At 64.3% G+C, this 22,428-nt stretch carries 28 protein-coding genes; 1 reads left to right on the forward strand and 27 read right to left on the reverse strand.

Going from position 1 to position 22,428, the window contains the following annotated elements:
* Position 1: 1 nt before the first annotated feature.
* The 10 genes from ACYG9R_RS27940 to trbB are packed head-to-tail and all read right to left on the reverse strand — an operon-like array spanning position 2 to position 9,693.
* Complete coding sequence (locus tag ACYG9R_RS27940; protein WP_023694970.1) at positions 2 to 1,246, reverse strand: TraB/TrbI/VirB10 family type IV secretion system protein; 1,245 nt, start codon at positions 1,244 to 1,246, stop codon at positions 2 to 4.
* Positions 1,243 to 2,382, reverse strand: coding sequence for a P-type conjugative transfer protein TrbG (trbG, locus tag ACYG9R_RS27945; protein WP_245260163.1), 1,140 nt, complete (start codon positions 2,380 to 2,382; stop codon positions 1,243 to 1,245). Before trbG ends, ACYG9R_RS27940 begins: the two co-directional genes overlap by 4 nt.
* The gene (trbF, locus tag ACYG9R_RS27950; protein WP_031200004.1) at positions 2,379 to 3,062 is read right to left on the reverse strand and encodes a conjugal transfer protein TrbF; all 684 of its coding nucleotides are present in this window, start codon (positions 3,060 to 3,062) and stop codon (positions 2,379 to 2,381) included. The genes trbG and trbF overlap by 4 nt, the downstream gene beginning before the upstream one ends.
* A gap of 2 nt (positions 3,063 to 3,064) precedes the next feature.
* The gene (gene trbL / locus ACYG9R_RS27955; RefSeq protein ID WP_023825259.1) at positions 3,065 to 4,426 is read right to left on the reverse strand and encodes a P-type conjugative transfer protein TrbL; all 1,362 of its coding nucleotides are present in this window, start codon (positions 4,424 to 4,426) and stop codon (positions 3,065 to 3,067) included.
* Between the two features lies 1 nt (position 4,427).
* Positions 4,428 to 4,823: a putative entry exclusion protein TrbK-alt gene (trbK-alt, locus tag ACYG9R_RS27960; RefSeq protein ID WP_023825258.1), complete on the reverse strand. Its 396-nt coding sequence runs from the start codon at positions 4,821 to 4,823 to the stop codon at positions 4,428 to 4,430.
* 10 nt (positions 4,824 to 4,833) lie between these two features.
* The gene (gene trbJ / locus ACYG9R_RS27965; protein WP_023825257.1) at positions 4,834 to 5,592 is read right to left on the reverse strand and encodes a P-type conjugative transfer protein TrbJ; all 759 of its coding nucleotides are present in this window, start codon (positions 5,590 to 5,592) and stop codon (positions 4,834 to 4,836) included.
* Positions 5,589 to 8,042 carry a conjugal transfer protein TrbE gene (gene trbE, locus ACYG9R_RS27970; RefSeq protein ID WP_023825256.1) on the reverse strand — a complete coding sequence of 818 codons (2,454 nt, stop codon included), beginning with the start codon at positions 8,040 to 8,042 and terminating at the stop codon, positions 5,589 to 5,591. The genes trbJ and trbE overlap by 4 nt, the downstream gene beginning before the upstream one ends.
* A gap of 12 nt (positions 8,043 to 8,054) precedes the next feature.
* The gene (locus tag ACYG9R_RS27975) at positions 8,055 to 8,351 is read right to left on the reverse strand and encodes a VirB3 family type IV secretion system protein (RefSeq protein WP_023825255.1); all 297 of its coding nucleotides are present in this window, start codon (positions 8,349 to 8,351) and stop codon (positions 8,055 to 8,057) included.
* Positions 8,351 to 8,644 carry a TrbC/VirB2 family type IV secretion system protein gene (locus tag ACYG9R_RS27980; RefSeq protein ID WP_050590601.1) on the reverse strand — a complete coding sequence of 98 codons (294 nt, stop codon included), beginning with the start codon at positions 8,642 to 8,644 and terminating at the stop codon, positions 8,351 to 8,353. The genes ACYG9R_RS27975 and ACYG9R_RS27980 overlap by 1 nt, the downstream gene beginning before the upstream one ends.
* 35 nt (positions 8,645 to 8,679) lie before the next feature.
* Entirely contained in the window at positions 8,680 to 9,693 is a 1,014-nt protein-coding gene (gene trbB, locus ACYG9R_RS27985; RefSeq protein ID WP_032887346.1) for a P-type conjugative transfer ATPase TrbB, read from the reverse strand.
* A 346-nt stretch (positions 9,694 to 10,039) separates the two neighbouring features.
* Here trbB and ACYG9R_RS27990 point away from each other — a divergent pair, with 346 nt between their 5' ends.
* Complete coding sequence (locus ACYG9R_RS27990) at positions 10,040 to 10,165, forward strand: hypothetical protein (protein WP_023825252.1); 126 nt, start codon at positions 10,040 to 10,042, stop codon at positions 10,163 to 10,165.
* A 209-nt stretch (positions 10,166 to 10,374) separates the two neighbouring features.
* Here ACYG9R_RS27990 and ACYG9R_RS27995 read toward each other — a convergent pair whose 3' ends face one another.
* From ACYG9R_RS27995 to ACYG9R_RS28075, 17 genes are all read right to left on the reverse strand, one after another.
* Positions 10,375 to 10,692, reverse strand: coding sequence for a helix-turn-helix domain-containing protein (locus ACYG9R_RS27995; RefSeq protein WP_023825251.1), 318 nt, complete (start codon positions 10,690 to 10,692; stop codon positions 10,375 to 10,377).
* Positions 10,689 to 11,036 carry a type II toxin-antitoxin system RelE/ParE family toxin gene (locus ACYG9R_RS28000; RefSeq protein ID WP_031199999.1) on the reverse strand — a complete coding sequence of 116 codons (348 nt, stop codon included), beginning with the start codon at positions 11,034 to 11,036 and terminating at the stop codon, positions 10,689 to 10,691. Before ACYG9R_RS28000 ends, ACYG9R_RS27995 begins: the two co-directional genes overlap by 4 nt.
* A 110-nt stretch (positions 11,037 to 11,146) precedes the next feature.
* Positions 11,147 to 11,602, reverse strand: coding sequence for a ribbon-helix-helix domain-containing protein (locus ACYG9R_RS28005; RefSeq protein WP_023825250.1), 456 nt, complete (start codon positions 11,600 to 11,602; stop codon positions 11,147 to 11,149).
* A gap of 7 nt (positions 11,603 to 11,609) precedes the next feature.
* A complete protein-coding gene (locus ACYG9R_RS28010; protein WP_023825249.1) occupies positions 11,610 to 13,595 on the reverse strand; it encodes a conjugal transfer protein TraG in 1,986 nt (661 codons plus the stop codon).
* Positions 13,596 to 13,621: 26 nt separating this feature from the next.
* Positions 13,622 to 15,361, reverse strand: a complete 1,740-nt coding sequence (locus ACYG9R_RS28015; RefSeq protein WP_023825248.1) for a relaxase/mobilization nuclease domain-containing protein — start codon at positions 15,359 to 15,361, stop codon at positions 13,622 to 13,624.
* A 243-nt stretch (positions 15,362 to 15,604) separates the two neighbouring features.
* Complete coding sequence (locus ACYG9R_RS28020) at positions 15,605 to 16,399, reverse strand: lytic transglycosylase domain-containing protein (RefSeq protein WP_031199998.1); 795 nt, start codon at positions 16,397 to 16,399, stop codon at positions 15,605 to 15,607.
* 3 nt (positions 16,400 to 16,402) lie between these two features.
* Entirely contained in the window at positions 16,403 to 16,738 is a 336-nt protein-coding gene (locus ACYG9R_RS28025; RefSeq protein ID WP_023731550.1) for a DUF736 domain-containing protein, read from the reverse strand.
* A gap of 67 nt (positions 16,739 to 16,805) precedes the next feature.
* Positions 16,806 to 17,351 (reverse strand): S26 family signal peptidase, encoded by a 546-nt coding sequence (locus tag ACYG9R_RS28030; RefSeq protein ID WP_460221859.1) that lies wholly within the window; start codon positions 17,349 to 17,351, stop codon positions 16,806 to 16,808.
* Positions 17,348 to 17,869: a DUF2840 domain-containing protein gene (locus ACYG9R_RS28035; RefSeq protein ID WP_023731552.1), complete on the reverse strand. Its 522-nt coding sequence runs from the start codon at positions 17,867 to 17,869 to the stop codon at positions 17,348 to 17,350. Before ACYG9R_RS28035 ends, ACYG9R_RS28030 begins: the two co-directional genes overlap by 4 nt.
* A complete protein-coding gene (locus ACYG9R_RS28040) occupies positions 17,866 to 18,108 on the reverse strand; it encodes a hypothetical protein (protein WP_023685965.1) in 243 nt (80 codons plus the stop codon). The genes ACYG9R_RS28035 and ACYG9R_RS28040 overlap by 4 nt, the downstream gene beginning before the upstream one ends.
* Complete coding sequence (locus ACYG9R_RS28045; protein WP_023825245.1) at positions 18,105 to 19,265, reverse strand: replication initiator protein A; 1,161 nt, start codon at positions 19,263 to 19,265, stop codon at positions 18,105 to 18,107. Before ACYG9R_RS28045 ends, ACYG9R_RS28040 begins: the two co-directional genes overlap by 4 nt.
* Before the next feature lie 17 nt (positions 19,266 to 19,282).
* Entirely contained in the window at positions 19,283 to 19,564 is a 282-nt protein-coding gene (locus ACYG9R_RS28050; protein WP_023825244.1) for a helix-turn-helix transcriptional regulator, read from the reverse strand.
* Positions 19,565 to 19,703: 139 nt separating this feature from the next.
* Entirely contained in the window at positions 19,704 to 20,249 is a 546-nt protein-coding gene (locus ACYG9R_RS28055) for a DUF2285 domain-containing protein (RefSeq protein WP_348524282.1), read from the reverse strand.
* Positions 20,221 to 20,469: a transcriptional regulator domain-containing protein gene (locus tag ACYG9R_RS28060; RefSeq protein WP_081727466.1), complete on the reverse strand. Its 249-nt coding sequence runs from the start codon at positions 20,467 to 20,469 to the stop codon at positions 20,221 to 20,223. Before ACYG9R_RS28060 ends, ACYG9R_RS28055 begins: the two co-directional genes overlap by 29 nt.
* Before the next feature lie 134 nt (positions 20,470 to 20,603).
* Positions 20,604 to 20,897 (reverse strand): DNA -binding domain-containing protein, encoded by a 294-nt coding sequence (locus ACYG9R_RS28065; protein WP_081726974.1) that lies wholly within the window; start codon positions 20,895 to 20,897, stop codon positions 20,604 to 20,606.
* Positions 20,898 to 21,039: 142 nt separating this feature from the next.
* Positions 21,040 to 21,366, reverse strand: a complete 327-nt coding sequence (locus ACYG9R_RS28070) for a DUF736 domain-containing protein (RefSeq protein WP_023731557.1) — start codon at positions 21,364 to 21,366, stop codon at positions 21,040 to 21,042.
* 618 nt (positions 21,367 to 21,984) lie between these two features.
* Complete coding sequence (locus ACYG9R_RS28075) at positions 21,985 to 22,425, reverse strand: hypothetical protein (protein WP_023825243.1); 441 nt, start codon at positions 22,423 to 22,425, stop codon at positions 21,985 to 21,987.
* Positions 22,426 to 22,428: the final 3 nt, after the last annotated feature.

Consider the following 22,428-nt stretch of genomic DNA (forward strand, 5'->3'; position numbering starts at 1 on the left):
TTCAGCCTCCATAAGGTTCAAGCACGAGATCGCGCGTGACGATGACGCGCACCGGGTATCCCGGTCGGATGGTGAGTGTCGGCGCTATATTGAGCTGCCGCTGCACGATCTGCTGGCCTGTCTGGCTGATGCTGTCGGAAGCACCCTGACGAAGAGCGCGCATGATGTCGCTCTCCTGGCCCGATGAGCCTGCCTGCGCGCCGATGCTCAGAACCGTGGAGAGCGCTGCAGCCTTGAAGAGCTCGCCCCAGTGATAGTCAACGCCGTCCTCGAGCCCAGCATAGCCTTCCGCGTCCGCGCCAGGCTGACGTTCCAGAATGATGGAGCGGCCGTTCGGAAAAATCAGTCTGGTCCAGACCAGCAACACGCGACGCTGGCCGAAGCCGACACCATTGTCATACTGGCCGATGAGGCGCGTACCCTGCGGAATGAGACGGACTTGTCCGGTGGGGCTGTCATAGACATTCTCCGTCACCTGCGCGGTAATCTGACCCGGCAGGTCGGAGCGAATGCCGGTGATGAGGGCGGCCGCGATGACAGCGCCCGCCTGCAGGACGTTTTTCGACGCCGGCGCCGCGACGCGATCAGGCGAGACGGTTCGCTTGTCCGCCGGCTGATCAAGGAACGCGCGCTGCCGGTCCTGCGCCGAGGGCGTGGCCGGCTGCGGCGCGAACCCAAGGCTGGAGAGATCAGGCCGTGGCACGGTTTCTGTCGTGACTTGAGCGACGGTCGTGTCACTTGCAGGCCGCGTTTGCGTGGACGCGAACAAGCGCGCCGTCCTCGCCGCTTCCAGTTCCTGCTCCCGGCGCTGCTCCTCCTGGTCCAGTCCAACGGGACCTGTTGATAGCGCGGGGCCGCCATTCTGCGCGGCGAGGATCGGGCGGCCGAGATCGCCGGGAAGCGGTGGGCCAAGCTTTGGGACGCCTGCATAGTCCTTTGGCAGGCCGGCGAGCCCATCGGGCGTCGAGCGATTGTCGGTTGAGTACAGCTCCTGACCCTGGCCTTGTTGACGGTTCTGCAGCGCGTAGATCAGCGCACCGCCGACAGCGAGGCTTGCGGTGAGCCCCAACGCGGCCAGCGCCTTGCGGGACAGACGCGTCACCCGCGGTTGCTCGGCGCGCAGCCGCATGGCTGCGGCCGGCTCGCCTGTCAGGGGCCGGGCGTCATCCTCGACCGACGCCTCCGGCCGGGCGTCATCCGCCGGCCCCCGGCCCTCTTCCTTCCCGGGATCCAATCTGTCGCTCATGATGACGACCCTCCCCTGTTTGTTCGGAGGGACGTCGCTTGCGGGGTCTCACCAGGGCCACGCATCCATGAAAATCGACTGCTCTTCACCCCATCGGTGCGGGAGATGCGGATGCGCTGCTGGTTCTTGCCGGCGCCGAAGCGCAACTCGGCGGCGGCAAACAGCCGGTCGACGATCATGTAGTTGCCGCGCACGCGATAGTTGACCAGCTCGGACGTGTCACCTTCCGGCCCGACCACGAACAGTGGCGGCATCTCACCCTGGCCGATGCCGCGCGGGAACTCGATGAACACCTGCTTGCCATCGTCGAAGGCGCGCAACGGCCGCCATGGTGCGCGATCGCCTGTCACCTGGTATCGGAAATTGACGCGAGAAAGATCGATGCCCGTCGAGACCGGCTGCACAGCTTCAGCCTCTTGGTTCTGACGCCGCAAAGCGATGAGTTGGTCCTGCGGATATTGCCAGGAAACCGATGCCATATAGGTCGACGGCGTCGAGCGCAGTTCCATGTGATAGGTCCGCCGATCGGTGTTGATGACGAGATTGGTGAGAAGGTCGGCGCGCGTCGGCTTGACGAGGATGTGGACCTGCTTGGCGCCGCCCGTACCGCTCTCGGTATCGCCGATGATCCAGCGCACGGTGTCGCCGGCGGCGACGGGACCGGAGCCGACGAGCTGCTCGCCGGGCTGCAGCGCGATGTCGGTGATCTGCCCCGGCGAGGCATAAACCTGATAGAGCGCGCCATCGACGAACGGATAGACCTGCATCGAGTTGATGAAGCCGTTGCGGACAGGCTGGACGCGCGCGGCCGCATTGGCCAGGTTCACGCGCGCGGCCGGATCGGTCGGTTCCGGGTCGGGCTTTGCGGCCTTGCCGACCGGCTTCAACTGGCCTGGAAGCGGCAGCGGCTTGGACAGCTCCACCACCTTGACGGGCGGGGGCGGATCGACCGCCTGCACGGCCGGGACCGGATCGTCATAGGAAATCTCCGGCGGCTTCTGCCTGGTGGCACAGCCCGCAAGCGCCGAGGTCAAAAGCAGAAGTGCTGGAAAGGCCATTTTGCGTAAGGCCGGCATTGCGCGAACGAGGAAAGCCGGACACCCCCGGGGGGCGGTGTTGCAGAGTGCGGGCATCATTGTCCAAGCTCCTTCGACCAGTTGATGGCGTTGATGTAGATGCCGAGCGGATTCTTCCTCAGCGTGTCGGCGTCGCGCGGGGGCTGCATGACAATGGTGAGAATGGCCGACCAGCGCTCCGTGGAAGCGAGTGATCCATCCTGATAGCGGCGTTCGATCCAGGCGATGCGGAAGCTCGCCGGCGATGCGCGGATGACCGACGACACGTCGACGGCGACCTGCTGTTTGCCGACCTTGGTGAACGGGTCATTGGCGCGCGCATAGTCGTTGAGGGCCAGCGCCCCGCCCTTCGTCGCGAAGTCATAGGCGCGCAGCCAGTTCTGCCGCACGATGACCGGATCGGCGGGGATCGACCTCACCTGTTCGAGGAAGTGTGCCAGGTAGAAGGCAATCTGCGGATCGCTCGGCTGATAGTCGCCGATCGCGGGTCCCACGGCCTGCGCCTGGCCGAGACGATCGACCTGCACCACCCAAGGCACGATCGAGCCTTTCGCGGATTGCCAGATGAGCGCTGCGGAGAAGCCCGCGGCGAGCGCCAGGCAACCGAAAGCCATATACCGCCAGTTGCGCGCCTGCACGCGAGCGGAACCGATGCGCTCGTCCCAGACCTGCGCAGCACGCTGGTAGGGCGTCTCGGGTTGTGGGGATCTGCCGTAGTGCGTGGACGGTCGTTTGAACATGCTTAGTCTCTTTCAGAGAGGTTGATCGAGGAGCCGCCGCCATGGCTGTCGCCACTGCGAACAGCGTGGGCGGCGGCCTGGACGCCATGGGACTTCTGTTGCGAGCGCTTCATGCGCTTCGCCCAGGCAGGCTGACTTTCAGTGGCGGAGGACGCAACGGGAGCGGATCTGGCTTCGGGCGCGTTCGCGCCGATTGTGCCAGCCGTGGAGGATCCGCCTGTCGTCTGGAAGGCAGCGCGAGCGCCGGACTGGAAGCTCTGCTTCATGCTGCCTGCCGCATTATTTGCCGCTCGCTTCAGCGGTGAGATGGCGCCCTGCGCGCCGGCGCTGATGACACCGCCGAGCCCGGATGCGACGCCGGAGAAGCCTGACTGTCCCGCCGCGCCGAGGCCGTAGGCTGTGGATGCCCTGCCCGCGGTGGCGGCACCGCCACGGGCCGCCGTTGCAGCACCGCTGCTGACAGCCACGCCTCCGGACACGATGGCGCCGCCGGCCGCTGTGCCCACTGCTGCCATGCCGCCGGCGGCGAGCCCGGTGCCGACCGCCGCACCCGCGCCGAGCTGCGGGCCGCCGGAGACGAGACCGTTGGCGATACCAGGTCCAAATATGCCAAGGCCGAGCAGCGACAGCGCGGCCAGCACGATCGCCATGGCGTCGTCGATCGACGGCGTGGTCCCGCCGAATCCGGAAGTGAACTCGGAGAAAAGGGTTGAGCCGATGCCGATGGTGACGGCGAGCACGAGCACCTTGATGCCGGACGAGATGACGTTGCCAAGCACCCGCTCGGCCATGAACGCGGATTTGCCGAACAGACCGAAGGGTATCAGCACGAAACCGGCGAGCGTCGTCAGCTTGAACTCGATCAGGGTGACGAAGAGCTGGATCGCCAGGATGAAGAAGGCCAGCAGCACCAGCGCCCAGGCGAAGAACATGCAGGCGATCTGGATGAAGTTCTCGAAGAAGGACCAATAGCCCATCATGTTCGAGATCGAGTCCAGCAACGGCCGGCCGGCATCGAGCCCGGTCTGCGCCACCTTGCCCGGGCGCATGAGATCGTTGACGGTAAAACCCGTACCCGAGGCCTTCAGGCCAAGCCCGGCGAAGCTTTCGAAGACGATGCGGGCGAGATTGTTCCAGTTGGAAATGAGGTAGGCGAAGACGCCGACGAAGAGCGTCTTCTTGACGAGGCGCGCCATGATGTCGTCGTCGGCACCCCAGGACCAGAAGAGCGCCGCCAGCGTCACGTCGATGACGATCAGAGTTGTGGCGATGAAGCCCACCTCGCCGCCGAGCAGGCCGAAGCCGCTGTCGATGTAGCGTGTGAAGACTTCGAGGAAATGGTCGATGACGCCCATGCCGCCCATGTCAGCGCGCCTCCGGCCGAGGCGGCTCGACCTGCATCGCGGGAGCGGTCACATCCGTCCCCTCCCCTTCTTGCCGGTCGCCTGACGCGGGCACATTCGGAAACAGCGTTGTCGGCGCTACCGGCGCAGGCGCGGTTGCCGAGTCACGTTGACGGAGAAACCGGCGCCGGCTCTCTGCCCAGGCTTTCAGACAACCGGGATCGCGAGGACCGGCCTCGCCGATCCCGGAACAGCGGCGCAATTCGAACGCGAGCAGGTCTTGTGACGCGGTGGAACGGTCCCGTGTCCCAAGGGCGTCAGGCTCATCGTCCTTGCTGCTCATCTCGATCGCGGTCACTGTCAAAGCGACCGCGATGAAGACGACCGCACTGACACGAGCGAGGATCTTGCCATCCATCGCTCCGGCCTTAGTTCTTGCCATAGAACATCTGCGCACTGCCGGGTTGGTAGCCCGAGCCCTGCGTCAGGAAGCGGCGGCGCTGCTCCCGGCCCTGGTCGGCGGCGGTGGCCTGCTCGGCCGATTGCAACGCTTGCGCCCGACCATTCGCGGCGACGACAGCGGTGAGATCGGCAAGCTGCTGCGCCTGAAGCCCGAGGAGCTGGTTGCCGGCCTGTGTTGCCTGAAGCGCGCCCGTCGCACCCTGGCTTTGGCCGACCAGTGCCGACATCTCACTGCGATTGGTGTCAATGTTGCCGACGACGCCCGCCTGCACACGCATGGCATCCTGAAGGCCACCAACCGTGTTGCCCCAGCGCGAGCGCGCGTCGGCGACGAGTTGCTGATCCGAAGCCGATAGCGAGACGTTGCCGTATTTCTGCTGGAAGGCCTGATCGATCTGCCGCACGTCATAGGCAACGTTCTGCGCCTGACTGAGCAGTTGCTGCGTACGCTGCACGGACTGCTGAAGCTGTTCCAGCGAGGAGAACGGCAGGCTTGCGAGATTGCGCGCCTGGTTGATGAGCATCTGCGCCTGGTTCTGGAGCGAGGTGATCTGGTTGGTGATCTGTTCGAGCGAGCGCGCTGCCGTCAGGACGTTTTGCGAATAGTTCGACGGATCGAAAACGATGATGGCGTGTGCCGGCGTCGCCAGGAAGGGCGAGAATGCGGCGGGTGCGACAAGCAGTGCGGCGGCGAACCGCATGCCAAGGGAACGGCGCAGTTTCATGGGGACTTCTCCTTGTTGGTGAGGGCGGGGCTGGTTAGGGCGGGAACAAGTTCAGCGGCCCAGCCGACGCCACGATGGCTAAGCCAGGCTGCGAGGAATCCGTCGCGGCCGTGCTCGGCGAAGATGCGTGCGATCGCGGCCTGGTCGGTCTTCGAGGACACAGCGCAGAGCGCGAGCGCCACATCCGACAGACCGAGCTCGAACAGCCGGTTGCCGCGTCGGGACTGGCAGTAATAGTCGCGCTTCGGCATCGCCCGCGCGATGATCTCGATCTGCCGATCGTTGAGGCCGAAGCGACGATAGATCGCCGTGATCTGCGGCTCGATGGCGCGCTCGTTCGGCAGCAGAAGACGGGTCTGGCAGCTCTCGATGATCGCGGGCGCGATTGCCGAGCCGTCAATGTCGCTGAGCGACTGCGTGGCGAAGATGACGCTGGAGTTCTTCTTGCGCAGCGTCTTCAGCCATTCGCGGAGCTGGCCGGCAAAGCCCTCATCGTCCAGCACAAGCCAGCCTTCGTCGATGATGAGAAGGGTTGGCGAGCCATCGAGCCGGTCCTCGATGCGATGGAAGAGATAGGACAGCACCGCGGGCGCAGCACCCGTTCCGATCAGCCCTTCGGTCTCGTAAGCCTGGACAGACGCCGATCCGAGATGCTCGCGCTCGGCATCGAGCAACCGGCCGTAAGGACCCCCGACGCAATAGGGGCGCAATGCCTGCTTGAGATCGTTTGATTGCAGCAGCACCACGAGACCGGTGATGGTGCGCTCCCCGACCGGCGCGGACGCCAGCGAGGTCAACGCCGTCCAGATATGCTCCTTGATCTCAGGTGTGATCGTCACACCTTCGCGTGTCAGGATCGCCACGATCCAGTCAGCGGCCCAGGCGCGCTCGGGGACATGATGAACACGCGCGAGCGGTTGAAGGCTGACGCTGTCGATTGCCCCATCGCTGAGATCGCCGCCGAGATCATGCCAGTCGCCGCCCATGGCAAGTGCCGCCGCGCGGATCGAGCCGCCGAAATCAAAGGCGAAAACCTGCGAGCCTGCATAGCGGCGGAACTGCAGCGCCATCAGCGCCAAAAGCACGGACTTGCCGGCGCCGGTCGGGCCGACGATCAGCGTGTGGCCGACGTCGCCGACGTGAAGCGAAAGCCGGAACGGGGTCGAGCCTTCGGTCTTGCCGAACAGCAGAGGGGGCGCTGCAAAATGCTCGTCCCGCACCTCGCCCGCCCACACCGCGGAAAGCGGGATGATGTGGGCGAGATTGAGGGTGGAGATGGGAGGTTGACGGACGTTGGCGTAGACATGACCCGGCAGGCTGCCGAGCCAGGCGTCGACGGCGTTGATGGTTTCGATGATTGCCGTGAAATCGCGGCCCTGGATGACCTTTTCGACCCGGCGCAGTTTTTCGTCGGCGGTACCGGGATCATCATCCCACACCGTCACCGTCGCGGTGACATAGGCCATACCGGCATAGTCGGCGCCGAGTTCCTGCAGCGCCATGTCGGCATCGGCGGCCTTGTTTGCGGCGTCAGTGTCCACGAGGACGGACGGCTCGTTGGTGATCACCTCCTTGAGGATCGCGGCGACAGATTTGCGCTTGGCGAACCATTGACGCCGGATCTTTGTCAGCAGCCTGGTCGCATCGGTCTTGTCGAGCAGGATCGCGCGTGTCGACCAACGATACGGGAAGGCCAGCCGGTTCAGTTCGTCGAGCAGGCCCGGTGTGGTCGCGGTCGGGAAACCCGTGACCGCGAGAATGCGCAGATGCGACGCGCCAAGCCGCGGCTCGAGCCCGCCGGTCAGCGGCTGGTCGGCCAGCATGGCATCGAGATACATCGGCGTTTCGGGAACGCGGACACGGTGGCGATTGGTCGAGATGCAGCCATGCAGATAGGTCAGCGTCTCGGCGTCATCGAGCCAGCGGCACTCCGGCATGAAGGCTTCGACCAGGCGCAGGACGCGGTCGCTGCGGTCAGTGAACCCGGTTAGCACCTCATTGGGGTCGCGGCCCCTCTTTTCACGGCCTTCGTAGAGCCAGCTTTCCGGACGCGCTGTGTCTTCGGCGGGCGCAAGATAGGTGAGCGTCAGGAAGTAGCTGGACTCGAAATGCGCGCCGGCCTCCTCGAAGCCCGCCTTGCGCTCCGCATCGACCAGCGTGGAGGCCGCATCCGGAAAGCTGCTGTCGGGATAGAGCGTCGAGGCATGGCGCTGTGCCTCGACGAAGATCGCCCAGCCGGAGCCGAGGCGGCGGAAGGCATTGTTGAGCCGGCCGGCGACGGCGACCAGTTCGGCCGGCACGGCGCTGTCGAGATCGGGACCGCGAAAGCGCGCGGTGCGCTGGAAGCTGCCGTCCTTGTTGAGGACGACTCCGGCGCCGACCAATGCCGCCCAGGGCAGGAAGTCAGCGAGCCGGCTGCTGCGGTTGCGATATTCGGCAAGGTTCATCATAGGTGCGACCTCTCAGACCGTGAGATGCGCGGGGATGCGCAGGTGCCGGCGAACGACGTCGGCGAAAAGCGGATCGCGCTTGGCGGCCCAGACCGCGGCTACATGGCCGATCGCCCAGATTGCAAGGCCGACGAGCCAGAGACGCAGTCCCAGCCCTACGGCGCCGGCGAGCGTCCCGTTCATGATGGCAATGGCGCGCGGGGCGCCACCGAGCAGGATCGGCTCGGTCAGCGCGCGGTGCACGAGGACCGTATAGCCCGGCACTGTATAATCCGGCCTTGGGCCGCCCTGTTCGACAGCGCCCGCCATCAGACCAGCGCTCCGCCGCCGAACGAGAAGAACGACAGGAAGAAGCTCGACGCCGCGAAAGCGATGGACAGTCCGAACACGATCTGGATGAGCCGGCGGAATCCGCCCGACGTGTCGCCGAAGGCCAGCGTCAGGCCGGTGACGATGATGATGATCACCGCCATGATCTTGGCGACCGGGCCTTCGATCGACTGGAGGATCTGTTGCAGCGGCTGTTCCCACGGCATCGATGAACCGGAGGCACAAGCGGGAGCGGCCATTACCAGGATTAGCGTGGCACCGGAAACGGTCATGGCGAGACGATGGCGCGCGAGGCGCAGGCGTTGGATCACGGATTTTCTCCCTCGGAGTTTTGGATGAGCAAGGTTGGGCTGTCGTGCACGAGGACGGCTGGCGCGACCCGGTAATCTCCGTCCGGCCGAAGGCCATCGACACGGGCGAGTTCGGACAGACGGCGCGCGGAGCCGCGGCCGGAAAGGACGGCAACCAGGTCGATCGTCTCGGCTATCAGCGCGCGTGGAACCGTGACGACGGCTTCCTGGATAAGTTGCTCGAAGCGGCGGAGCGCGCCAATGGCGCTGCCCGCGTGGATCGTCCCGAGGCCGCCGGGGTGGCCGGTGCCCCAGGCCTTCAACAGTTCGAGCGCCTCGGCTCCGCGCACTTCGCCGACCGGAATGCGGTCCGGGCGCAGGCGTAGTGATGAACGAACGAGATCGGAGAGCGACGCGACACCATCTTTCGTTCGCATCGCAACGAGATTGGGCGCGGCGCATTGCAGCTCGCGCGTATCCTCGATGATGACGACACGATCGGCGGTTTTGGCCACTTCGGCCAACAGCGCGTTGATCAGCGTGGTCTTGCCCGTGGATGTGCCGCCAGCGACCAGAATGTTCGCGCGGTTGGCAACGCCCTGGCGCAGCGCGTCCGCCTGCTGCGCCGACATGATCCCGGTCACGACATAATCTTCGAGCGTGAAGATAGCGACGGCGGGCTTGCGGATCGCGAAGGCGGGCGCCGCGACGACGGGAGGAACAAGCCCCTCGAACCGCTCGCCCGTATCGGGCAGTTCGGCCGAGACACGTGGGGCGCCGGCATGGACTTCGGCACCGACATGATGAGCGACGAGGCGAACGATGCGTTCGCCGTCCGCCGCCGACAGACGCTCTCCAGTGTCGGACAATCCCTCGGACAGGCGATCGATCCACAAGCGCCCATCGGGGTTGAGCATCACCTCGACGATGCCCGCATCGTCGAGATAGCGCGCGATCGCGGGTCCGAGGGCCGTGCGCAGCATGCGTGCGCCGCGCGCCAGACCTTCAGAATTGTGATGCGAAGCTGCCATCCTGTCCCCGTTTCGATCCGGGGGAACATGGACGGCCCCTGGACGGGGATGATTAAGAGAGCCGTATCTCGAGTGGTTTCAACACCTAATGTCGAGGCGTAGTGGCGTAGCGTGCAAATACAGGAGATTGGCGGTGCCGACGTAAACGGCGCAAGGCGGCGATTATTAGTTCTGCTTTAGGTACGGCGATTATCTATATGGTCCTCGACAGGCCGGTACCCGTAATCCACGTGTTAGACTGCGCATATCACGCCGTACAAAGGCGAATCCGCTGCGACAGCTGCGAGGGTTGCCCAGCGTCTCTTGATTTTGTACCCAGCCAAGATCGAAAACATGGAGCCTGATTATGGACGACTACCACAATGAAAAAGGCGCAAAGCCAGAAGACGTGCGCGCCTCGTTGAAGGGATGGGCTTGGTTTATTGCTCTGACGCTCGGGATCTTTGGTGCCTACGCTTTGATCGAGATCTAAACGCGCGACTTCGGTACGGGGCTAAGAGAGCCGACGGCGCGCGCTGCAACACCGTCGAAAGCGAAGCCCAGCTGGGAAATTGTCGCCGTAGGTCTGAAGAAGGGTGTCCACCTTCGTGTTCCCGTGCTTTTCAATCCTACCGTCCTGGTGCGGTGGCGCCCATCCAAACCTGGACGATCAATTGTCCGCTCGTCGGCAAAGCCGTCCGATCAAGCGGCTTCAGCACGAGTTGACCGTCTAGGCTTGTGGCGAACCACCACGTCGACCTTGTAGTCGAGCCGGTCCAGACAGCGAACCAGCCTGTCTATTGAAAACTTACCCGTGCGCCCGGTGACGATCGCGGAGACGTCGGGCTGTTTCATTCCAAGCAGTTCAGCCGACTTCGCCTGGGTCAGGCGCCGGCGCTTGATAATGGCGCGGATCTCGCGGGCCAGCTTAGCCTTGAGCAATTCCTCTTCGGGATTCTCAAAGCCGAGGTCCGCAAACACGTTGCCGCTGCTCACTTCGGCGGTGATGTCTTCTGTCATGACTTTGTTCCTTTCCCATAGTTTTCGCGGTAGTGCGCCTCGGCCGCCTTCAATCGCACTGTCACGAGATCGATTTCGTGCTTGGGTGTCTCCCTGCCCTTCTTCGACTTCTTCTGGAAGCAATGAAGCACGTAGATCACCCCGGCAAAGCGCACCGCATAGACGGCCCGGTAGGTATCTCCGTCGAAGTCGTCGATCACCTCGAGGATGCTGCGGCCCCCAAACCCTTTCAGGGCTTTGACAGCCGGGTGCTCCTCACCATTCTGGGCGTCGTTGATTGCGACACCCATCAACCGGCGAACATCGACCGGAAACTCGCGCAGGTCGCCCTTCGAGGATCCCATCCACACCGTGGGCTTTTGGTTTTTCATTCTCCTGCCTTATAGCATACAGACTATAATTTTCAACCAAGAATCCTGATCGAGGCTTGCAAAATCTCAGTCCTCCCGTCCATTTAGCCCACGGGCCCGCCGGGCTGGTTTGTGTCCAGGCCGCCATCGATATCCTCGGAGATCTCCTGGCGAAGCTTTGGACCTTTTGCCAGGCGCCGGCCGAGCGCGGTGACAAAGGCATCATAGCGCTCGCCCGCCTTGGCATGGGCAGCCTGCCCCGCGGGCTCGGGCAACGCTGGTGTTGTCGCCAGCCAGAAGCGGACGAAAACGGCGAGCGTCTCCACCGCTATTCCAACATCGCGCTCCTGGCGTGCCATGCGGCGATCGAGCTGGTCGAGCCGCTTGGTGATCGCCGCCTCCTGTCGCTCGGCGGCATCGGGTGAGAGGAACGACTCGATGGCCGCCTCGGCGACGAGCGACCGTGAAAAATCTCGACGCGCCGCATGTTCGGCCAGCCTGCTCATGACCTTCGGATCGAGATAGACGGACAGGCGTTGTTTGCGGGGTGGCTTTACCATGGGAGCCTCACATATCCACGCCGTCGCCGGGGTCGAGCGACGCCTGCCGCGCAACGCCTTGCATCAGGCGCGTCAGTCGACGGTTGCGGGCAACCTCGTCCTTCACGTCATCCAGGTGATCGATCTCGAACTCATTCTCGGTCGAAGGCTTCACGACCTGCTCGACGCGACTGAGCTCGGGTTGCCGACGACGCTCGGAATCAGTTGTGTCGTCATCCGTGGCCAACGGCGCCGACATGGCTTCGGCAATCTGCGGTCGGGAAGGCAGAGGCAGTCTGGTCCAGTCGTCGGGCCTCCCCTCCTCCGCCGCCGCCGTCAGCACCGGCGGCGGCAGGATACGCTCCCGGAGGCGAGCATCCTCATGATAGCGCGCCTTTTTGGCGCGGATCGGCGGCGCACCCGAGACCATGACGATCTCGTCGGTGGCCGGCAGTTGCATCACTTCACCCGGCGTGAGCAGCGGGCGAGCCGTCTCGGAGCGGGAGACCATGAGATGACCAAGCCACGGCGACAGCCGGTGGCCGGCATAGTTCCTCATGGCCCTCATCTCGGTCGCGGTTCCCAGAGCGTCGGACACCCGCTTGGCGGTGCGCTCATCATTGGTCGCAAAGCTTACCCGGACGTGGCAGTTGTCGAGGATCGAGTTGTTGGCGCCATACGCCCGCTCGATCTGATTGAGGGATTGAGCGATCAGGAAGCTTTTCAGCCCGTAGCCGGCCATGAAGGCGAGCGCCGACTCGAAGAAGTCGAGGCGGCCAAGCGCCGGGAACTCGTCGAGCATCAGGAGCAGCCGGTGCCCTTTCGCCCTCACCTGCAGATCTTCAGTCAAGCGGCGGCCGATCTGGTTGAGGATCAGGCGAATGAGCGGCTTGGTCCGGCTGATGTCGGACGGCGGCACGACGAGGTAGAGTGTCGTCGGATGCTTGTCGTCAACGAGGTCAGTGATGCGCCAGTCGCAGCGGCGGGTGACCTCGGCCACGACGGGATCACGATAGAGGCCAAGGAACGACATGGCGGTGGACAGCACGCCGGAGCGCTCGTTGTCTGATTTGTTCAAGAGCTCCCGCGCGGCGCTGGCGATGACCGGGTGCGGACCGGCCTCCCCCAGATGCGCCGTTTTCATCATGGCGGACAACGTCGATTCGATCGGACGCTTCGGATCGGAGAGGAAACCGGCCACGCCAGCAAGCGTCTTGTCCGGCTCGGCGTAGAGGACATGCAAGATCGCGCCGACCAGCAGGGCGTGGCTGGTCTTCTCCCAATGGTTTCGCCTCTCGAGCGAGCCTTCGGGATCGACCAGAATGTCGGCGATGTTCTGAACATCGCGGACCTCCCATTCGCCGCGACGCACCTCGAGCAGTGGATTGTAGGAAGAGGATTTCGGATTGGTCGGATCAAACAGCAGGACCCGGCCATGCCTGGCGCGAAAACCCGCGGTGAGTTGCCAGTTTTCGCCCTTGATGTCGTGAACGACGGCGGAGCTCGGCCAGGTCAGCAGCGACGGGACGACGAGGCCGACACCCTTGCCCGAACGTGTGGGCGCGAAGCACAGCACATGCTCCGGCCCATCGTGGCGCAGATAGGCGCTGTCATATCGTCCAAGCACCACACCATCGGGGCCGAGAAGGCCCGCTGCCTTGACCTCCTGCTTGTCGGCCCAGCGGGCGGAGCCGTAGGTCTCGACCTTCTTGGCCTCTCGAGCCCGCCAGACCGACATGCCGATGGCGACGGCGACGCAGGCGAAACCGCCGAAAGCCGCGATAAAGGCTCCCTCTACGAAGATCGACGGCGCGTAGGCATCGAAGCCATACCACCACCAGAAGAATGACGGCGGAAGGTAAAACGGAAAGCCCAGGACACGGAACCATGGCCTGCCGAGCTCGGGCTGGAATGCCAGGCGCCAGGCTACCCATTGCGTCGCGCTCCAGGTAGTGATCAGAACGATCATCAAGACCGCGAGGATCTGGCCCCAGAGTATTTTGGTGGCGGACATAGTCACGGTCCTTTCTTCACAATGGGTTAGAGACCGAGGCTTCGCTTGCGGCCAAAGCTCCAGTCGATGCCGCCGTCATTGCGAGCGACGCCAGAGACGTGGCGGCCAAGATGTTTTTCGAGAGACGGCGTCCAGGGCACCAGTTGGAACCCGAGCCCGTCATCGATCATGGCGAAGCGGCCCGACGCGAGCATGAAGCGCTGCCGGTAGGAACCGGTGACATATTCGCCGCCGCGGGCGCGGTTGAAAGGCTGGCCGGTTTCGGCCGAGAGCTTTTGGCCGAGCGCCTCCAGTTCGCGGCGACGCAGCGTGTCGACCAGGCCGCGGGTGAAGGTTGTGCGTTGGCCGTGCCGCTCACCGAGGCCCTGTTGGACGAGGTGGTCGGTACGGCGCTGCATTGCCTGCCGTACCTCGGCGCCGAAACCGGATTCCGACAGCGCAATCGGTTCGCGGGCAGTATTCTGACGGTCAAGCCAGGTGGCGCCGGCGGCGGTAACCTGCCGCTCAATATCGAGATCGGAACGGACAGCGAGTGCTGCGCGCCCATGTCCCTGCGCGTCATGGAACTTGCGCAGTTCGACGATCGAACCCGGAGCGCTGTCGCCGGCGGCATCGAGATCGGACAGCTTGATGTGATGGGTGCGGCCGTCGGTGCCATCGACCACGGCGTAGGCACTGCCCTTCAACTCGTCATCGAGACCGCGGTCGACCAGCCGACCGACGATCGGCGTGTCGAGGCGCTCCGCCGCGAGCACATAACTCGCCGACCCGCGCTCGATGCCCTGTTCTGTCAGGGCGCGGTGCATCCGTTTGATGATGTCACCGCGCTCGCCAAGCTCGCGCAGCGTCGCCTCGGCCTTGTCGTCGATCATCCATTGGCCCGGGCCGACCTGTTCGGCAAGGCCAAGGGTTTCGAGCTTGCGCACCCGCCCGACCTTCAGCACGTGAAACTCATCGGGCTGAGCGTTCGCCGGGGACCCAAGATCGACAACGCCTGTGTCGCGGCCGTCGCGAACAAGCTGCCGGTCAAGCTGGGTCCAGCGTTCGGCCTCGACCTGACGCTGCAGATTGCGATGGATGTCGAGATCGGTGCGCGGGCCGAGCTCCTGGGTAACAAGATCGGCCGCGCGGGCGCGCATCCCCTCCTTGATGTAATCGCGCGAGATCACGAGATCCTGCCCGTCATCAGTCTGGCCGCGCAGGATGATGTGAAGGTGCGGATTGTCCGTGTTCCAGTGATCGACGCCAGCCCAATCCAGTTTTGTGCCGAGGTCCTTTTCCATCTGCCCCATCAGATCGCGGGCGAAGGATTTGAGATCCGCCATGTCGACGGCATCTTCCGGCGAGACGATGAAGCGGAAGTGGTGCCGACCATCGCTGCACCGCTCGGCAAAAGCACCGTCATCCACCTCCCCGACTTTCGGCCCGAACAGCCTTGCCTTCTCCCCGTCACGGGTGACGCCCTCGCGGCGCAGATAGCTGAGATGGGCGGCAAGCGGCGCGGCGCGCGCGTGATGTCGCACCAGCCGTGTCTTGATGATCACGGCGCGCGAGCGGCCGGTGAGGAGACGATTGGCGCGCACGCTCGCCGAGCGGCCACGCCCGAAGGTCGAGCGATTACCCGGACGGATCCGGCCGGAGCGAGAGATACGGGCGCCCGCCTTCTGGGCGGCGGCAAGCGCCTGCGCGATGAAGGGCCTGGCGCGCTGGGTGCCCGATGAGCGGATGCGGCCGGGCCGGATTCGGAATCCATCCTCACCGTTCATGACGAAGATCCGCACATCGTGTCAAAACACGGAAATCACAGGTAAATCGGTGTTCCGCCGAGGTGCGCGAAACCTTCGCACCTCGCGGAAATGCTGCATAACCTATTGAAACAACACAACCGACCGACGCCGCACCTCGCGGCCTTTTATCTCGCCATCTTCGGGTTGTTCTGCCCACCTTCCGCCTCCATCCACGCCACGGTGCGCGGGAGCATGCGGTTGCGCGAAAACGCCCATGCGCGCTCATGGCTGGATCCTGTCGCCGGCTCGCGCCACGAAGAGGTCTTCGGACAGCGGCACGATGGCGGAGATATCGCGCACGATGGCGGAGATATCGCGCACGGTGGGTGCAGAGCTCGCGTCATTTGGTGGTCGCTCGGCCGGCACGAGAGCGACAGCCTGTATGCGATCCGGCTGACCGACGAAGAGCGAGCCGTGCTTCCACGGAATGGCCTCGACAGACGTGACTGCGAAAGGGCGCATACCCTCGCTTTCACCCATCAGGGGGGCAAGTGCTGCGACATAGGCGCGGGTCTCGGCCGGTAACGGCCGTCCGGTAAGGTAGGCTTCGTAGCGTGCAGGTCCCGCATTGTAGGCGGCCAGAAACCCCGGTGAGCCGAAGCGATCGTCCAGTTCGCGCAGGTACGCCGTTCCTGCCATGATATTGTCGCGAGGATCGAACGGATCGCGGCCGAGCGACCAGCGGGCGCGCAGGTAATCCCATGTACCCGGCATGATCTGCATCAAGCCGCGGGCACCCGCGCTGGAGACGGCGCGCACATCGCCCGCACTCTCCTTGCGCATGATGGCGCGTATCAACGCGGTCGGAACGCCGAAGCGGTGCGAGGCTTCGCTGATTTGCGTGCCGAAAGGATCGCGCTGCGACGATCGTGTGAGAGGTGTTTCCTGCGCCAAGGTCGCCGCCGGCATGACGGTCGCAACGGACAGGCCGCAAAGGAGGAGCAGAGCCATGCGCCGGGCAGCGCGAAGCGGCCCGGGCGCACCGCGATGGCTCGTCGACGGACGGCGAGCGCGCATCGTTCAATCCTTCCCGCTGCGGTCGCGCGGGCGCGCCCAGTGCAGCGACCAGGACGTTTTGTCGTCGCCATTGCGAAAGAGGTTCGCGCGTATCGGCTGCGCGAAGGTCGGGTCGTCGAGCTGGATCGAGACATAGTCTCCGGCCTTTTCGCTGGAGCGTTTCCAGCCGGCACCAATCTCGGGGCCGTCCTCGTTTCCGGCGTGAATGCGGTAGTCAGGCGCATTCTCCGTTTCGCTCGCCTCTGCCGCCACAATGGCGATATCCAGGTTGAGGCTGAGCGTGTGGATGCGCCCGTTATAGCCAGTCTTCTGGCGCGTGAATTCTCCGATCTGCTGCATGTCAGGCTCCTGTTTTCAGTTGTGCGGTGGTGGGCTGGCGGCCCGACACGCGCCGCCGGTCGCGCGCTCACCGCATTGGCGCGCGCCGTTCGAAGCGGCCGTTGCCGCCCTCGTCCGTCCACAGTGGGACGGCGCGGCCGATGATCTGGCTGGTGGCGAGGAGGCCGAAGTAGCGTCCATCGAGACTGTCGCGGACCTGCCAGTTCATCAGGAAGACTTCGCCGCTCGCGATGCGGCGGCAGCCCTGCCAGACCGGCAGGTCACGGCCGGCCCGATCACGCTCGAGCGCCGCGCCCGCCTCGATACCGTCGACGGTGATGGTGAGGTTCGAGCGACAGACTCGTTGCCCGGAAACGCCAAGGATGCGCTTCAAGAGTGGCACGCCCCTCGGCAGATAGCCGCGATCGGCGAGGAACGCCGCGAGTGGCTCGGGGGCGTCGACGGCGACAAGATCGGTGACCTCGAACGGTCCGTGAAAGTCGATCGTATAGAAGCCGATCGGTGCGCTGGCTGACGCATTCCAGATGAGCTTCGTGGGCGTCGAAGTGAGGCCGGGATAGCCGACGCCCATGGTTGCGACAACGCTGGCGAGGATGATCCCGGCGCGCGTCACGGCTCGGTCCTCTTGCGCAGCAGGAAGGCGCGATGTTGGTCGAGTGTGTAGCTGCGCGGCTCGTGGCCTGCGGTTATCCGGTTGTGGATGTGCCGCCAATGATCGGGCGACACCAACTCAGGCTCGATGTCGAGGCGCTGGATGGCGTCGATCGCCTGCAGCACGCGTTCGACCTTGGGCCAGCTCTCGACCTTCAGAAGGATGTCGCCGCCAGGCCGCACGAAGGGCAGTGTCTGATAGGCTTCGCCACGTGATACCGCACGCACGATATCGATGCGTGAGATGATCGTTCCAAAGTCGTTCGCGGCCCACCGCACGAAGGCGAAGACCGCGCCGGGACGATAGGACAGGATGCGCCGGCGACGATCAACAATCTGTTCGTGGGCGGGCGTGCCGAACCGTATCCAGTTCTCGATCCTCTTCTCGACCCAGGTCAGTTCGACATGGACCAGATTATCGGCAGCGTGGTCCGTGGCCGGGAATGCGCCGCGCATGCGGGGAGCCGCGGTGCCAGTCATTTCGGTTCTCCTGATGCGGTGGGAAATGCGCGCGCGAGCCTCGCGGGCAGCGTGTTGGCGACGAGGACGTCGTGCTCGAAAGCGGCGATGCGTGCGCGCTCCTGAGTCGTCATGTCGGTGGTCGGGCGCACCACGAAGGTCGCGAACTGATTTCCCTTGCAGGTCAATTCACCGGCGAGAAGCAGCGTCAAAGTTGCCTTGCCGACACGGCTCTTTTGATTGCGGAGTGCGGCGATCATCGGGTGGCTTTCGAGCGCGGATCAAGAGGCGGATTCGGGGCGTCAGAGACGCTGGTTGCCGTGTTGCGACCGCCAGAAACCGTCGACGTTTGGGGGGTGTTGTTGGTGGTTACGCTGAGTGCGTGGCTGGCTCGCCGGACGAGCCTCTGCACATCGCGCGCGCGCTCTTCAGAGTTAGAGTCGGGGTTAGAGTCTAAGTTAAGGGCGCGATTTCGGCTTTGCTTTCCAAGGGTTAGGCCCCGTTTGGGTTCCTGATAGCACGAGCCTGCGGTTCCCGATGGCACGATAGTTCCGGTTCCGGATAGCACGATGCCGCCCACAGGCTTTCCACAGGAGCCGATCCGCTCGAAAGCGAGCAGCGTCCGGCCGCCCATCTCCACTTCGAGGAAGAGCGTGTAGCCGGGCAGCGGCTGGCGGCGGATGATGTCGCGTAGCTCGAAGGCAAAGCGCTTGTGGGGTGACAGGCTGCCGGATTTCTGGTGCAGGTGACGGAAGTCGAAGCGCCAGCCGTCGGGCTGGCGTCCGCCATGCTTGCGCACCAGCCGATAGAGCCAGCGCTCCAGCCCGCCAGTGAGGTCGAAATAGGCGCGATCGATCGTCAGCACGAGCGCGTCATCGAGGACTGCCTGGTAGAACCAGTCGGGGACGATCAACTCGATCCCCGCGGGTTTGCCATGGCGATCGATGCGCTCCTGCCACTCATTGATCCATGAGAAGCGGTGACGCCGGCCTTCGGCGGGCTGACGAATCGTCGTCGAGACGGTGGTCGACTGCAGCCGGTCAAGCCCCGCCTTCAGGCGCTGATAGTCGCGCAGGCTCTTGCCGCGGCCAACGAAGGTCAGAATCTCATAGGGCGTGGCGGCCATCAGACGCGAGGTGCGAAGGCCCGCGTCGCGCGCCTCGACGATCTGGCTTGCGGCCCAGATCAGGATGTCGGCGTCCCAGATGGTCGCCATGCCATGATCGGGTACGGCTTCGACCCGGATCGTGACGTTGCCGGCCGTGAAGTCGATTGGCGCGACGCGATGGGTCTTGGAGAGGGAGAAGAACGGATAGGCCATGAGATCCTGCGCATCTCGTGGGGCGAAGTCGCCAGGCAGCGCCCTGAACAGGTCAAGCTGCCCGCGCTCCGAAAGGGATTGGTTTCGCGTCGCCATTTGGAATCCGCGCGCGATCAGCGTGCGTATCGTCCGCCGTGCGTCTGCGGCGTCGGCATGTGACGCTTGGCCGGCAGGACCGACCCACGCGGGTCGGATGTTGAGGTGACAGCGCCGCGTTCGGCCCAAGCCTGAAGATCGTCGACGGCATAGACGACACGGCCGCCGAGCTTGCGGTAGGAAGGGCCAGTGCCATAGGTACGGTGCTTTTCGAGCGTGCGGGCGGACAGGCTGAGGAAATCCGCGGCTTCCTTGGTGCGCAGGAAGCGCGGCGGCAAAACGGCGATATCGGGTCGCATGGGTCGGACCTCCGTGGGGTTTTGGGCAACCGCTGGCGTTCAGCGGTGGGCGGAGACCACGGTGGCGGAGAATGGGCTTCGAAGGGATGGGGAAGTTGAGGGGGGCTAAAACTCCACCCCCTTTGCGCGGCCAGACCCGCTAGGATCGACGGCGATGACGCAGGATTTGCAAATAGCCGCCGCCGATCATGGCGGTGGCGCCTTCGACCAGGCCGATCACCGCATCGCGCAGCGCGGAGGTCTTCCAGGGATCGGCGGCGACGCGCTTAGACCCGTAAAGCGCGATCGCAATGTCGCGGTAGCTCGCGCCATTCGAGTGGCCGTCAGCGGCCTGCATCATCAGTCGAAAGCGGCGGCGCTGCTGCGGGGTCATCCGCGTGTCCGAAGGTGGGGGGCGCCCCTGCAAGGAACGCCAGAAACGGGCGAGTGCTTCGATCCGTCCCAACGTCTCTGCATCCAGGGGGATCAGCGCCGCCAAAGGACCGTGCGGCTCACTACCAGGCAGAAGCAAAAGTTGAGTGGCGACACCTGCACTATGGACAGTGTGACGTCCTTCCGGGCTGTCGTGGAGCACGCCCGGGCCGGTCAACGGCGTCGATCGCAAGGAAGACAGAAATTCCGGCGCCGGCACGAGAGAAACCACAGCTGGATCGACGTCAGGCGACCAGAAAACGTCTTGCGCCAAGGCGGACAAATCCGGCCTGGCCGGGAAATCGTAACCCCCACTGCCGCTGTGCCTCAGGGGGGAACGGTGCTTTTTCGGCTCTTGTGGTCAGGAGCGCTTGGTAGTGCCGTTGATAGGGTTCGTGACGCCGCAGACACTCCCAGGCGAGCCCCTCGATGGGTAATGTATCGAAATAGTCGTAACTGTCATTGTCTCGCCAATGCGACGTATCCGGCCTCATCCAAGAGCTCCTCGCAAACAACGCGTAAACCCCGCCTCCGAACGATTCCGTGTTGTAGCGATTGGCGGAAGACTCTTGCTGGGCATCGGGTGATGCCGCTTCGGCATCACCCGCGAACCACAGGTGCTGAGGTGCTAGCTGCCGGGTCGACGCAAGAGATGACGGTAGCCTGCACGCGCCATCCAGCGCGCTCGCGCCAGATGGCTGTCGTGGATGCGCCGGGCGCGTTGTGGCTCCTTCGTCAGATCAATGCCGAAGAGGATTTCGACCACCTCGCGCCAGTCCGCACCGTCGTCGGCGGCGTCAAGCAGGCGCATATAGAGCTTGACGTGGTCCCGATCGTATTCGGTGAGTTCGTCACTGGTCGGCGCGGTTTCGTCAAACGGCTCGATCATCGCTTGCCTCCTCTTCACAGAGTGAGCCTGCATTTTATAGAAGCAATTTTGCCAGCGGAGGATGGTTGATCAGCATCGGGCGATGCGGTTTCGGCATCGCTCTCGGCTTGGGAGAACCGAACCGGACGTCCGCGGAAGAAGGCCCCGGCCTTCCGGCCGGGGCCTGCGCGGGTCCTTAGTCACCCCGCCGTGCGTTCGGGCGGGACCAGATGAGCGAGAAACCCTCACCTTCCTCGTCGTCGAAGAGGTTGGCGTAGATCGGGGCGTTGAAGCTCGGATCGTCGAGCTTGAGACCCAGGTAGTCGCGGCCCTCGTTGGAGGTCTTCGACCATGCGGCACCGATCTCGGCGCGGCCGACCAGCACCCGGTGGCTGGGAGCGTTCTCGCCAGTGGCGCGTGTGTCTGGGACGATGCGCACGTTCTTGGCCTGGACGCTGAGGGTGACGATTTCACCGGTGAACTCGTTCGAGGCGGACTTCTTGAAGGTGCCGATGGTAGCCATTGTAAGTCTCCATTTTCTGTTCCCGAGCCCGCACCATGCGGCCTCGATGGCGATCACTTGGCCGGAGGCGAGCGACGACGCATCGCTTGCGACCGGAGCAACGCGGAGGACGGCGCAGGAACGACTTTCTTGTCTCGCGAGGAATGGCGGTGCTCGGGGTCCCCATGCCCTTGCGGCATGGGGTGGGAGCCGGCAGGGGAAGAAAGTAGAGACGCGCCGTTGCGGCCTAGGCGGTCGAGGCTTCAGCCGTCCTTCGGCCAGATCAGCCCATTGAAGAGGCCGTTTGGAGCGCTCTTGGGACAGATTGGCAACGGCGACGTTGGCGAACAACGAGCCTCCAGCAGATCGTTGCGAGTTCACTGGCGTCGTCCACGCATTCCAAACGCCGGGAACCCCACGCACCTCCAGCGCGGCAGTCACCGGCCGCGCTGCCGTCCTGCCGCCGATTGGTCGGCCTGCCATGCGGCATCGACCGAAGAATGTCCAAGTCCACAGACGGGGCCGCGCCGGCACGTGGCCGTTGCTCGATCCATGGCATGCATCCCGAGTGCTCCAACCACCGATGACAAGGAGGCCAAGCCTTCATCGCTCTGGTCCACCCGCCTCGCTCGCGCGGGTTTAAGCTCGAACCATGTCCCTACCGGATTGGTCGGCGGCGGCCATGCCCGCGACCCGCAGATATGCCGTGACGCCGACGGCGATCGCGCCAATGACGGAAAAGACGACCTGCCAGACTTCCGAAGGCATCATGTGCTTCGCGATGCCATGAGTGGCATGGTATCCGGCAACGATCGCGGGAGCGACGAAGACCATCGCGATCGCCAGCTTTGCCCACATTGGCCTGATAACGCAGAGGAGGATTTGGCCGACGCCGAGTGTCAACCCGGCTGCGAGGATGCCGACAAGGATCGCGCCAAGCCAGCCGGTACCGGTGTTGAATGCCCATGTACTTGCGTTGACGCCGACGAACAAAGGGAGGGCGACGATAGCAAGCGTGAAGAGCAACCAGCACAAGATGCCGATGGCCGCGATGCAAAGGAGAATGCCGAGGATGATCATGGT

It is taken from the genome of Mesorhizobium sp. RSR565B, from assembly GCF_054719465.1.

What these genes read in the sequence shown, in the direction of transcription:
- ACYG9R_RS27940 (WP_023694970.1), bottom strand. Translation starts at nt 1,246, where the DNA reads ATGAGCGACAGATTGGATCCCGGGAAGGAAGAGGGCCGGGGGCCGGCG.
- trbG (WP_245260163.1), bottom strand. Translation starts at nt 2,382, where the DNA reads ATGATGCCCGCACTCTGCAACACCGCCCCCCGGGGGTGTCCGGCTTTC.
- trbF (WP_031200004.1), bottom strand. Translation starts at nt 3,062, where the DNA reads ATGTTCAAACGACCGTCCACGCACTACGGCAGATCCCCACAACCCGAG.
- trbL (WP_023825259.1), bottom strand. Translation starts at nt 4,426, where the DNA reads ATGGGCGGCATGGGCGTCATCGACCATTTCCTCGAAGTCTTCACACGC.
- trbK-alt (WP_023825258.1), bottom strand. Translation starts at nt 4,823, where the DNA reads ATGGATGGCAAGATCCTCGCTCGTGTCAGTGCGGTCGTCTTCATCGCG.
- trbJ (WP_023825257.1), bottom strand. Translation starts at nt 5,592, where the DNA reads ATGAAACTGCGCCGTTCCCTTGGCATGCGGTTCGCCGCCGCACTGCTT.
- trbE (WP_023825256.1), bottom strand. Translation starts at nt 8,042, where the DNA reads ATGATGAACCTTGCCGAATATCGCAACCGCAGCAGCCGGCTCGCTGAC.
- ACYG9R_RS27975 (WP_023825255.1), bottom strand. Translation starts at nt 8,351, where the DNA reads ATGGCGGGCGCTGTCGAACAGGGCGGCCCAAGGCCGGATTATACAGTG.
- ACYG9R_RS27980 (WP_050590601.1), bottom strand. Translation starts at nt 8,644, where the DNA reads ATGACCGTTTCCGGTGCCACGCTAATCCTGGTAATGGCCGCTCCCGCT.
- trbB (WP_032887346.1), bottom strand. Translation starts at nt 9,693, where the DNA reads ATGGCAGCTTCGCATCACAATTCTGAAGGTCTGGCGCGCGGCGCACGC.
- ACYG9R_RS27990 (WP_023825252.1), top strand. Translation starts at nt 10,040, where the DNA reads ATGGACGACTACCACAATGAAAAAGGCGCAAAGCCAGAAGACGTGCGC.
- ACYG9R_RS27995 (WP_023825251.1), bottom strand. Translation starts at nt 10,692, where the DNA reads ATGACAGAAGACATCACCGCCGAAGTGAGCAGCGGCAACGTGTTTGCG.
- ACYG9R_RS28000 (WP_031199999.1), bottom strand. Translation starts at nt 11,036, where the DNA reads ATGGGATCCTCGAAGGGCGACCTGCGCGAGTTTCCGGTCGATGTTCGC.
- ACYG9R_RS28005 (WP_023825250.1), bottom strand. Translation starts at nt 11,602, where the DNA reads ATGGTAAAGCCACCCCGCAAACAACGCCTGTCCGTCTATCTCGATCCG.
- ACYG9R_RS28010 (WP_023825249.1), bottom strand. Translation starts at nt 13,595, where the DNA reads ATGTCCGCCACCAAAATACTCTGGGGCCAGATCCTCGCGGTCTTGATG.
- ACYG9R_RS28015 (WP_023825248.1), bottom strand. Translation starts at nt 15,361, where the DNA reads ATGAACGGTGAGGATGGATTCCGAATCCGGCCCGGCCGCATCCGCTCA.
- ACYG9R_RS28020 (WP_031199998.1), bottom strand. Translation starts at nt 16,399, where the DNA reads ATGCGCGCTCGCCGTCCGTCGACGAGCCATCGCGGTGCGCCCGGGCCG.
- ACYG9R_RS28025 (WP_023731550.1), bottom strand. Translation starts at nt 16,738, where the DNA reads ATGCAGCAGATCGGAGAATTCACGCGCCAGAAGACTGGCTATAACGGG.
- ACYG9R_RS28035 (WP_023731552.1), bottom strand. Translation starts at nt 17,869, where the DNA reads ATGACTGGCACCGCGGCTCCCCGCATGCGCGGCGCATTCCCGGCCACG.
- ACYG9R_RS28040 (WP_023685965.1), bottom strand. Translation starts at nt 18,108, where the DNA reads ATGATCGCCGCACTCCGCAATCAAAAGAGCCGTGTCGGCAAGGCAACT.
- ACYG9R_RS28045 (WP_023825245.1), bottom strand. Translation starts at nt 19,265, where the DNA reads ATGGCGACGCGAAACCAATCCCTTTCGGAGCGCGGGCAGCTTGACCTG.
- ACYG9R_RS28050 (WP_023825244.1), bottom strand. Translation starts at nt 19,564, where the DNA reads ATGCGACCCGATATCGCCGTTTTGCCGCCGCGCTTCCTGCGCACCAAG.
- ACYG9R_RS28060 (WP_081727466.1), bottom strand. Translation starts at nt 20,469, where the DNA reads ATGAGGCCGGATACGTCGCATTGGCGAGACAATGACAGTTACGACTAT.
- ACYG9R_RS28065 (WP_081726974.1), bottom strand. Translation starts at nt 20,897, where the DNA reads ATGCAGGCTCACTCTGTGAAGAGGAGGCAAGCGATGATCGAGCCGTTT.
- ACYG9R_RS28070 (WP_023731557.1), bottom strand. Translation starts at nt 21,366, where the DNA reads ATGGCTACCATCGGCACCTTCAAGAAGTCCGCCTCGAACGAGTTCACC.
- ACYG9R_RS28075 (WP_023825243.1), bottom strand. Translation starts at nt 22,425, where the DNA reads ATGATCATCCTCGGCATTCTCCTTTGCATCGCGGCCATCGGCATCTTG.